This window comes from Spirulina subsalsa FACHB-351 (assembly GCF_026130165.1).
Lineage (GTDB): Bacteria > Cyanobacteriota > Cyanobacteriia > Cyanobacteriales > Spirulinaceae > Spirulina_A > Spirulina_A subsalsa_A.
The window spans coordinates 1-2583 of sequence record NZ_JAIHOM010000233.1; the positions used below are offsets into that span (position 1 = coordinate 1).

Below are 2583 nucleotides of genomic sequence, written 5' to 3' on the forward strand. Positions count from 1 at the left end.
ATTTAAGTCTTCGTAGGCGATAAAATCGTTAGATTTAATGACGCGCAATGCCTCTCTCTGGACAAAGCCTTTACGTTGTCTACTTACTCTTAAATGTTTTAAGGCCTATCTCTTCCTAGCTTTTTTGAATAGGATAGCCTTTTTTGCCCTTCACACCTTGTTTATCGACCTCAAACAACTAGTGTATACTAACATATACAGCACAAATTGTCATGAGCTAGTGATCCCTGAGCCTTAGCTAAAGAGTTGTGCTTCGCTGTTTCTATACTGGTCGGGTTTCATCCCGTCGGTAAAACCGAGGGTCTTCACCCGACATTGCAGATAAAGAATTTGCCCCATCTTCCTCTACTCCTTAGATTGCGGTACACTGCCGCCTAACAGTCTAAAACACCAATCACCCAACCTAAAGTCAGCAGGGGTCGCCCGTTATACCCGAAGGGTTAGCGGGGGAGAACTTCACACAGCATGGAGAAAGAACAACCCCCCCTATCTAAGGCAACCATTCGGGAGAGAGAATTTCTGCCAAAGAATACGGGCAATTTTCTGGGAATATATCTGGAGATAGCTGAGATTTACGAATCGCATTGCTTCTAGCTTTTTGATAAATCTTGTCTAAAACTTGGACACAATAGTTATAAAGAACCTTAGACTCAAATAGCAAATCTAATTCCAATCTAAAGTTATCAATTTCTGTTTCCCATCCTTTGCCAGACCACTCTTTTTCTGACACCCAGTAATTATAAAGTAGTAAGTGAATCAAAAGTCTTAACAAATAACTTTCTACTTTACGTCTTTGCTCATTTCCCAAAGCAGATATTTCCTCAATTAAATGTTCCCAATCAACATTTTCTAACTCTCGATTTTGCAACTGCTTCAGCGTAATTTCTAACCATTCAGGATAATCTTCTTCATAAATTTGGGAAATAACATTTAGAGATCGCATTTTCTTTCCCCTCATCGAAAATTTGGGTTTCAAACCCCGTCCTTTTAGGACAGCTTTAAATTTAGAGCGTTTCACTATATAGTCCGACCTTCTAATTGACACTCCCATCGCTAAAAGCGAGGGATTCTTGGTTCAACGAGTTTCCTTAACTTGGCAGGACGTATCCAACCAAGCCAGAGGGAATCTTTCCCCAAGCGCGAGTTCCGGTATGCCCTACCGTACTTAGTCCCCTTTTCAAAATGTTAATAGCGGCGTTGATATCTCTTAACATTTAAGTCTTCGTAGGCGATAAAATCGTTAGATTTAATGACGCGCAATGCCTCTCTCTGGACAAAGCCTTTACGTTGTCTACTTACTCTTAAATGTTTTAAGGCCTATCTCTTCCTAGCTTTTTTGGATAGGATAGCCTTTTTTGCCCTTCACACCTTGTTTATCGACCTCAAACAACTAGTGTATACTAACATATACAGCACAAATTGTCGTGATCTAGTGATCCCTAAGCCTTAGCTAAAGAGTCGTGCTTCGCTGTTTCTATACTGGTCGGGTTTCATCCCGTCGGTAAAACTGAGGGTCTTCACCCGACATTACAGATAACCTAAAACGCAATCACCCAAAAATATTGCTAAAAAGCATGGAGAAAGAACAAACCCCCGCACCCCCTCAACCCCAACCCGTCTTGATTGAAGACACCGACGAAATTTCCCTAGTGGATATTATCCGCTTCCTCACACGACAGTGGAAATTCATTGGCCTCACCACCGTTACCATCTCCCTCCTGGCCCTAGCCTATTCATTCCTGCAACCCAAACCCCCCTATCAAAGAACAGTCACCCTTTCCCTCCAATTTAATCCCTTCTTCCTCACAGATCGTAGTTCAGTCCCCAAACTGGATATCAACCGAGCCAACACATTAACCACTGAACTCTTACAGACTCAAACCCCCGAATCCTTCAGTCTACAATCCAATTACGATCCAATCACCCAGAAGATTACTCTCACCCTAAAATCCGACGACAACAGCACCCTCGAAACCGCCCCCTCCGTCGTCCTTGAGCAACTCAACGAAGACCTACAAGACGCCTTAAAACCTGATATCCAAACCAGTTTAGGGGAAGTCACCCTCTACATTGAACGAATCGACAAGGTAATCACCCAACTCGAAAACCAACTCACTCAAACCAACCCCACCGACTCCCCACGGCAAGAAGCCCTTCAATCAGAACGAGCCTCCCAATTAGCTGAACTCACCGCCTTCCAATTTGACCAAACTTACTTACAACAAAGTTTAGACAATCCAGCCAACTTTACACAGCAAGTCCTCCCCATCACCATCCTGAGTGAGTCCCCCATTACACAACCCTCTCGCTCGCGGTTACAACTGATTATCTTGTCCCTCATTGCCGGATTTATGGTAGCCGTCCTCGCCGCTATCATCCTCGAACAAATTCCCCGCCTTCAAGCTGAACTCACCCAAGGTGAACCGGATAAGACGGGAAAAGCCTAGAAACTTGGATTGACCTCCTCACCGGACTAAAGCCACGGTGATTCCCAAACCTCACGATTTGAGTTTCTGCTTCACTCACATCTGCGTACACCACCAACTTTCATTAGTTATGTCCCCGTCTTACGCCATGTCCACA

2 protein-coding genes and 2 pseudogenes are annotated in these 2583 nt (G+C 44.0%); 1 reads left to right on the forward strand and 3 read right to left on the reverse strand.

Going from position 1 to position 2583, the window contains the following annotated elements:
• From K4A83_RS23825 to K4A83_RS23830, 3 genes and pseudogenes are all read right to left on the reverse strand, one after another.
• A pseudogene (locus K4A83_RS23825) lies at window positions 1-129 on the reverse strand (RNA-guided endonuclease TnpB family protein); the annotation flags it as partial.
• A gap of 361 nt (window positions 130-490) precedes the next feature.
• Entirely contained in the window at window positions 491-943 is a 453-nt protein-coding gene (locus tag K4A83_RS22510; RefSeq protein WP_407810276.1) for a DUF29 domain-containing protein, read from the reverse strand.
• A gap of 145 nt (window positions 944-1088) precedes the next feature.
• Window positions 1089-1338: pseudogene (locus K4A83_RS23830) on the reverse strand (hypothetical protein); the annotation flags it as partial.
• 236 nt (window positions 1339-1574) lie between these two features.
• Between K4A83_RS23830 and K4A83_RS22515 the strand changes: the two are divergent.
• Complete coding sequence (locus K4A83_RS22515) at window positions 1575-2447, forward strand: hypothetical protein (RefSeq protein WP_265266960.1); 873 nt, start codon at window positions 1575-1577, stop codon at window positions 2445-2447.
• The last annotated feature ends 136 nt before the right edge of the window (window positions 2448-2583 follow it).

Excerpts from the sequence above, each read along its gene's own strand:
- K4A83_RS22510 (WP_407810276.1), bottom strand. The coding sequence starts at position 943 with ATGCGATCTCTAAATGTTATTTCCCAAATTTATGAAGAAGATTATCCT.
- K4A83_RS22515 (WP_265266960.1), top strand. The coding sequence starts at position 1,575 with ATGGAGAAAGAACAAACCCCCGCACCCCCTCAACCCCAACCCGTCTTG.